We start from the raw sequence: 8,070 nt of genomic DNA on the forward strand, positions 1-8,070 counted from the left end.
GCTTTCTTTTAGGTAAATGACAGTTGGCGTGGCGGATAAGTCGAATCGCCGCGACAAAAAGCAGCGCAGGCTTAGCAATCTGGACCATTTCTCGCTAACGTCGAGCCTGTGACGACTAACTCTGTAACCCCTGCCGCCTCAAAGAAAAAGCCGAAAGGCCAAATCACCGACGGGCTAAGAATTGGCCGTTTTCCGATCACTGCAGTGCAGCCTGTGGTGGAGGGTGGGAAGTATCCTGCCAAGGCCCTGCCGGGGGAGGGAATTGTGGTGGGCGCCACGGCCTTCCGGGAGGGGCATGACCAACTGGGTGTCAGCGCGGTCCTCCTGGATCCCCGCGGGAAGGAACGCCAGCGCATCAGGCTGGCGCCGCCCAAGGGGGAACGCGGCCTCGGTACCGACCGCTGGGAGGGCATCCTCACGCCGTCGGCCGTTGGAAACTGGACGTTTTTCATCGAGGCCTGGCACGACCGCTACGGAACCTGGCACCACAACGCCGAGGTCAAGGTGGCGGCAGGCATCGACGTCGAGCTGATGCTCGCCGAAGGATCGGCGCTGCTCTCGGATGCGGCCGCCGATGCCTCCCGCAATGCGTCGGACCGGCGTACCCTGCGCATGGCGTCTTCCATTCTGGGCAACGGGTCCCTCACCGATGAGGAGCGTCTGGCAGCCGGCTTCGGCGCGGACGTCGCCGCCGTGGTGGACCGCCAGCCGATCCGCGAACTGATCACCGTTTCCGAGCAGTTCCCGCTGCTGGTGGAGCGCGATCTCGCAGGCCGCGGAGCCTGGTACGAATTCTTCCCCCGGTCCGAAGGCGCCGTCAGGGACGCCACCACCGGGGCGTGGACGTCCGGGAATTTCCGGACCGCGGCGAAGCGGCTGGACGCGGTGGCGGAAATGGGCTTCGACGTTCTCTATATGCCCCCGATCCACCCCATCGGTATCCAGCACCGCAAGGGCCCCAACAACACCCTGATTGCCGGCCCGCATGATCCCGGCTCGCCCTGGGCCATCGGCGCCAAGGAGGGCGGCCACGACGCCATCCACCCGGAACTGGGCACGTTCGAGGACTTCGACGCCTTTGTTGCCCGCGCCAACGAACTGGGCCTGGAAGTCGCCCTGGACCTGGCGCTGCAGGCCGCGCCGGACCACCCCTGGGTGGAGTCCAACCCGGAATGGTTCACTACCCGGGTTGACGGGAGCATCGCGTACGCGGAAAACCCGCCCAAGAAATACCAGGACATTTTCCCGCTCAATTTCGACAATGATCCGGAAGGGCTTGCGAAGGAAATCCTGCGGGTCGTGTTGCTGTGGGTCAGCCATGGCGTGAAGATCTTCCGGGTGGATAATCCGCACACCAAACCGGTGTGGTTCTGGGAATGGCTCATTGGCCAGGTCAACAAAAAGACCCCTGGCGTGGTGTTCCTCGCGGAAGCGTTCACGCGCCCTGCCATGATGCACGCCCTGGGCCGGGCGGGCTTCCAGCAGTCCTACACCTACTTCACGTGGCGGAACACCAAAAAGGAACTGGAAACCTACTTCACGGAGGTCAGCCACGAGTCGCCGGCGTACTTCCGGCCCAACTTTTTTGTCAACACGCCGGACATCCTCACGGAATACCTGCAGTTCGGCGGTCCGGCGGCGTTCAAGATCCGTGCGGCGTTGGCCGCCACCGCCAGCCCCCTGTGGGGCGTTTATGCCGGCTACGAACTTTATGAGCATGTTGCCCGCCCCGGAGCGGAAGAGTACATCGACAACGAGAAATTCGAATACAAAGCCCGTGACTGGGACGCTGCCGCTGCCTCAGGCCGGACCCTGGCGCCGTACCTGACCAGGCTCAACGCGATCAGGCACCACCACCCGGCGCTGCTGGACCTGCAGAATCTCACGGTCCACCACAGCACCGACGACGCCACGGTGGTGTACTCCAAGCACAAGACCCTGCCGGACGGCACCAAGGACACCATCATTGTGGTGGTCAACGTTGATCCGCACGGCATCAGGGAGAGCACCATTTCACTGGATCTGGCTGCGCTGGAACTGGACCCCGAGGATCTGTCGCCCAACGGCGGGTTCCGGGTGGATGACCTCATTTCCGGCGAATCCTGGGAATGGGGCGAATACAACTACGTCCGCCTGGACGCGCACGTTGAACCCGCCCACATCCTGAGCGTGAGGAGATTGCATCAGTGAGCTTTAACCCGCAGAGTTCCAGCCAGCATTTCACCCCCAAGAGCACGTTTGAGCTGAACGCCCCTGGCCTGGCCCACGATCCGCTCTGGTATCGGAAAGCTGTGTTCTATGAGGTGCTGGTGCGGGCCTTCGCGGATGCGAACGGCGACGGTTCGGGCGACTTTTCCGGCCTGATCGACCGGCTGGACTACCTGCAGTGGCTTGGCGTGGACTGCCTGTGGCTGCCGCCGTTCTTCCAGTCGCCGCTGCGTGACGGCGGCTACGACATTTCGGACTACAACTCCGTCCTGGATGAGTTCGGCACCATCAGCGACTTCAAGCGGCTGGTGGCCGAGTCCCATGCCCGCGGCGTCCGGGTCATCATTGACCTGCCGCTGAACCACACCTCCGACCAGCACCCCTGGTTCCAGGAATCGCGCAAGGACCCGGACGGTCCCTTCGGCGACTTCTACGTGTGGAGCGACACTGACGAGAAGTACCAGGACGCCCGCATCATCTTCGTGGACACGGAGGAGTCCAACTGGACCTTCGACCCCATCCGCCGGCAGTTCTTCTGGCACCGCTTCTTCAGCCACCAGCCTGACCTGAACTTTGAGAACCCCAAGGTCATCGAAGCGCTCTTTGACGTGGTCCGTTTCTGGCTGGACCAGGGCATCGATGGTTTCCGGGCGGATGCCATCCCGTACCTCTTCGAGGAAGAGGGGACCAACTGCGAAAACCTGCCGGCCACCCATGACTTCCTGCGCAAGCTGCGGGCCATGGTGGATGAAGGCTACCCGGGCCGCGTCATCATCGCCGAGGCCAACCAGCCGCCCAACGAGGTGGTGGAGTACTTCGGAACAGCGGAAGAGCCCGAATGCCACATGGCCTTCCACTTCCCGATCATGCCGCGCCTGTACTACGCCCTGCGGGACCAGAAGGCGGCTCCGATCATCGAGACCATGCATGACACCCCGGAGATCCCCGAAGGGGCGCAGTGGGGAACGTTCCTCCGCAACCACGATGAACTGACGCTGGAGATGGTCACGGCCGACGAGCGTGCGGCGATGCTGGGCTGGTATGCCCCGGACCCCCGGATGCGCGCCAACATCGGGATCCGGCGCCGGCTTGCACCGTTGCTGGATAATTCCCGGGCCGAGATCGAACTGATCAATGCGCTGCTGCTGTCGCTGCCCGGCAGCCCGTTCCTGTACTACGGGGACGAGATCGGCATGGGGGACAACATCTGGCTCGATGACCGCGATGCTGTGCGCACCCCCATGCAGTGGAACCCGGACCGGAACGCAGGATTCTCCAACGCTGATCCCGGCAAGCTCTACCTGCCGGTCATCCAGTCGCTGGTGTACAGCTACGGCATGGCCAATGTGGAAGCCGAGGCCGCCCACTCCGGTTCCCTGCTCCGCTGGACCCGGCAGATCCTCAGCGTCCGCAAGAACCACCCTGCCTTCGGGCTGGGCGCGTTCAAACATGTCGAAGCGGACCACGACGCCGTGGTGGCGTATCTCCGGGAACTTTCGGATGACAACACTGCAGGGCTGCCCGGCGAAACCATTCTGTGCGCCTTCAACCTTTCGCAGCACCCCGTCGCGGCAAAACTGCGGATTCCCCAGTTTGCCGGCCGCGGGCTGCGCGATGTGTTCGGCGGGCAGCCGTTCCCCGGAATCGACGACGACGGATCACTGACGCTGACGCTGGGAAGCCATGATTTCTTCTGGCTGCGGGTCCGCTCGGCGACGTCCAATCCAGCCTCCCCGTACACGCAGGCACTGCCCATCCTGTCCATCGAGAACTGACATGGCCCAGCCCACCCTCACAGCCACACTGAGCGCCGTCCTTCGCGAATGGCTTCCGCGCCAGCGGTGGTTCCCCGTGAAGATAGCCGATTTTTCGCTGGCACAGGCGGGCAGCCTGAGCCTTGAAGATGCCGCCGGGCAGGCCCGGCTGGAGATCTTCCTGCTGGCTGTTTCCTCCCGGACGGCCGACGGCGGTCTCCGGACTGACGTGGTCCAGGTCCCGCTGAGTTACCGGGCAAGTCCGCTTGCCGGAGCGGAGCGGGCACTGGTCGGCCAGGCTCCCGAGGCCGGCATGGCCTGGATCTACGACGCCGTGCACGATCCTTCCTTTGTGTCCTCCTGGCTGGAGCTGATCCGGTCCGAAGCAGGCTCGAGCACGGGCTCGGCGACGGGCCACCGCACCCGGTCGGAGCACCGACTGCCAACCGCCCACGGAATGGTCAAAGTCCTGTCCGGCGAGCAGTCCAACAGCTCTGTCATTGTTGACGACGGCGAGTCCGCCGCGATCGTGAAATTCTTCCGCGTCCTCTCCGAAGGGATCAACCCTGAGGTCGAGGTAGGGGCGGCGCTGACGGCCCAGGGCACCCTCGAGGTTCCGGCCACGCTCGGGTGGGTCCGCGGGGAATGGCAAGCGCCGGCATCACCGGGGCACCCTGCACAGGCGCCATCGCAAGGCGAGCTTGCCGTAGCCCACGAATTCCTCGCCGGCGGCCGCGATGCCTGGCGCCTTGCCGTGGATGCCGCGCGCACCGGTGCCGATTTCACCGCCGAGGCGCATGCCCTGGGCGCTGCCACAGCAACAGTCCACCGCCGGCTGGCGGAAGCCCTCGGCACAGCGGTTGAACCGGCGCCGGGTCAGCTCATTGCGCCCGGAGTAGTCCAGCGGGTCCGGCAGGCATGGGCGGAAGCCAGTGCCGCCGTCGGGCCTTACGACGACGCGCTCGGGGCTCTGCTTGGCGAGCTCGACGGCGTGCCGGCAGGGCCGCTGCAGCGGATCCACGGCGATCTCCACCTCGGCCAGATCCTGCAGGTCCCCGGCCACGGCGGCCAGCCCGGCCGGTGGGCCATCCTTGATTTTGAAGGTGAGCCACTGCGGCCCATCGCCGAACGCAACTTCCCCGATGTTCCGCTCCGGGACGTGGTGGGAATGCTGCGTTCCTTCGACTACGCGGCAGGCGCGGCAGAACGCGAATATCAGGGTGCCCGCGTTCCGGCGTCCTGGGTCGATGATTGCGCGGACGCGTTCCTTGCCGGCTATGCCGCAGTCACACCCGGCACCATCGACCGGACTTCACCGCTCTTTGTGGCATTGTGGCTGGACAAGGCCCTTTACGAAGTCGTATATGAATTACGGAACAGACCTGACTGGCTGGCCATTCCAACGAATGCGTCCAGGCGGCTCCTCAGCGTTAAAGGCTCCGGCGATCAGGCCGGGGCAGCATCGGAAGGTATCAAAATGACAGGCTCAGCACGTACAGACCGGCCCCGGGTGCCTCTTCACGTGGACCCGGACATGTTGGCCCGCGTGGCGAACGGCGAACACCACGCGCCGCACTCAGTGCTAGGCGCCCACCTGGACGACCATGGCCATGTGACGGTTCGGACGCTTAAGCACCTCGCGGAGGCAGTGAGCGTGGTGACTGCCGTGGGTGCAGTGCCCATGACCCACGAAAACAACGGTGTATGGGTGGCAGTCCTCGAACCGCTGCAGGCCGGCCACGTGCCCGACTACCGGCTGGAGGTCACCTATCCCGGTGCCGCGACGCTGACCGTGGATGAACCCTACCGCTACCTGCCCACCGTGGGTGAAGTGGACCTGCACCTGATCGGCGAGGGCCGGCACGAGAAGCTCTGGGAAGTCCTGGGCGCGCACGTCCAGCACTACAAGTCCTCCCTCGGCGATGTTGACGGCGTCTCCTTTGCCGTCTGGGCGCCGAACGCGCAGGCGGTCCGCGTCAAAGGCGACTTCAACGCCTGGGACGGCCGCGAAAATTCGCTCCGCTCGCTGGGATCCTCAGGCGTGTGGGAAGTCTTCCTTCCCGGCGTTTTAGCAGGCGCGTGCTACAAATTCGAGATCAAGACCAAGAGCGGCCACTGGGTCGAAAAGGCAGACCCCCTGGCCTTCGGCACCGAAGTCCCGCCGCTGACGGCGTCCCGGGTGGTGGAGCCGTCCTACGCGTTCAAGGACGCCGAATGGATGGAGGCTCGCGCCCAGCGTGACCCGCACAATTCGCCGATGAGCGCCTACGAAGTCCACCTCGGATCCTGGCGCATTGGCCTGGGCTACCGCGAGCTCGCCAAGGAGCTGGTGGACTACGTCAAGTGGCTGGGTTTCACGCACGTTGAGTTCATGCCCGTGGCCGAGCATCCCTTCGGCGGCTCCTGGGGCTACCAGGTGACGTCCTACTTTGCGCCGACGTCGCGCTTTGGCCATCCGGATGAATTCCGGTTCCTGGTGGATTCCCTGCACCAGGCCGGAATCGGCGTGCTGCTGGACTGGGTACCGGCGCACTTCCCCAAGGATGCCTGGGCATTGGCTCAGTTCGACGGCGAACCTCTGTACGAGCACGCCGACCCGAACCTGGGCGAGCACCCCGACTGGGGAACGCTGATCTTCGACTTCGGCCGCACCGAGGTGCGGAACTTCCTGGTGTCCAACGCGCTGTACTGGCTTGATGAGTTCCACATCGACGGACTCCGGGTTGATGCGGTCGCCTCGATGCTGTACCTGGACTATTCGCGCGAAGACGGGCAGTGGTCGCCCAACCGCTTTGGCGGACGCGAGAACCTGGAAGCCATTTCCTTCCTCCAGGAAGTCAACGCCACCGTTTACAAGACCCACCCCGGCGCGGTGATGATCGCCGAAGAGTCCACGGCTTTCCCCGGTGTCACCGCCCCCACAAGCCACGGCGGCCTGGGCTTCGGGCTCAAGTGGAACATGGGCTGGATGCACGACTCCCTCAAGTACGCCTCCGAGGACCCCGTCAACCGGAAGTGGCACCACGGTACGTTGACGTTCTCGATGGTCTACGCCTTCACCGAGAACTTCCTGCTCCCCATCAGCCACGACGAAGTAGTGCACGGCAAGGGCTCCATGCTCCGGAAGATGCCGGGGGACCGCTGGCAGCAGTTGGCCAACCTGCGCGCCTTCTTTGCCTACCAGTGGGCGCACCCGGGCAAGCAGCTCATTTTTATGGGCACCGAATTCGGCCAGGAGGCTGAATGGTCCGAGCAGCACGGACTGGACTGGTACCTGGCCGACATTCCGGCGCACCGCGGATTGCAGCTCCTCACCAAGGACCTCAACGAGCTCTACAGCTCGACGCCGGCCCTCTACGCGCGGGACAACGAGCCCGGTGGTTTCCAGTGGATCAACGGTGGGGACGCCGACCGCAATGTCCTGACGTTTGTCCGCTGGGACAAGGACGGCAATCCTTTGGTGTGCGCCGTCAACTTCTCCGGCGGGCCGCATGTGGGCTATGTCCTCGGCGTTCCGGCTGCCGGGGCCTGGACCGAAGTGCTCAACACTGATGCTGCGGCCTATGGCGGTTCAGGTGTTTTGAATGGTGGTGAGCTGATTGCCCTGGACGAAGGGCTTGATGGCCAGCCGGCATCGTTGACCGTGACGTTGCCGCCCCTGGGTGCGGCGTACTTCAAGCCCGTTCCTTTGGCGGCCAGCTGACCGAATAGTGTGAACCCGCTCTCTTAAGTGCGCGGCGAAAAGCCCGGAATTCCTTGAGATTCCGGGCTTTTTGGTGCCCTCAGGGTGGGGGTGCAGGAGGCTGTTCGGGGCTTGGTTGGCCATCCCGGCAAAGTGGTGGTAGAGTTTATTTCCGCGCTGCTCCACGGAGTCAGACCGAAAAAACCGACACGAAAGCCTCAGGCTAAGAAGGTCGCGGATGCCGGTTTGACAGGAGTGAGACCAGCGGGTAAGTTTGAAAAGTTGCTCCGGAGCGATCCACGGCCGATTGGTTGGTTGTGGTGGTGCCGGGTGTGTCTGTTGTTTGAGAACTCAATAGTGTGCCAAGTTTGTTGATACCAATTTATTGTATTGAATTGGTTGAATTGACTGGATCCGCCACCCCGT

The 8,070-nt window shown here is 63.9% G+C and carries 3 protein-coding genes; all 3 read left to right on the forward strand.

Annotation, left to right across the window (positions count from 1 at the left end; genetic code table 11):
* Positions 1–108: 108 nt before the first annotated feature.
* From ACVWY0_RS15590 to ACVWY0_RS15600, 3 genes are read left to right on the forward strand one after another with little or no spacing between them, the layout of a single operon-like run.
* Positions 109–2,190, forward strand: coding sequence for an alpha-1,4-glucan--maltose-1-phosphate maltosyltransferase (locus tag ACVWY0_RS15590; protein ID WP_485837480.1), 2,082 nt, complete (start codon positions 109–111; stop codon positions 2,188–2,190).
* Positions 2,187–3,983 (forward strand): maltose alpha-D-glucosyltransferase, encoded by a 1,797-nt coding sequence (treS, locus tag ACVWY0_RS15595; protein WP_252567160.1) that lies wholly within the window; start codon positions 2,187–2,189, stop codon positions 3,981–3,983. The genes ACVWY0_RS15590 and treS overlap by 4 nt, the downstream gene beginning before the upstream one ends.
* A 1-nt stretch (position 3,984) precedes the next feature.
* Positions 3,985–7,665: a 1,4-alpha-glucan branching enzyme gene (locus tag ACVWY0_RS15600; RefSeq protein ID WP_485837481.1), complete on the forward strand. Its 3,681-nt coding sequence runs from the start codon at positions 3,985–3,987 to the stop codon at positions 7,663–7,665.
* Positions 7,666–8,070 lie beyond the last annotated feature (405 nt).

The organism is Arthrobacter sp. UYNi723, assembly GCF_054057635.1.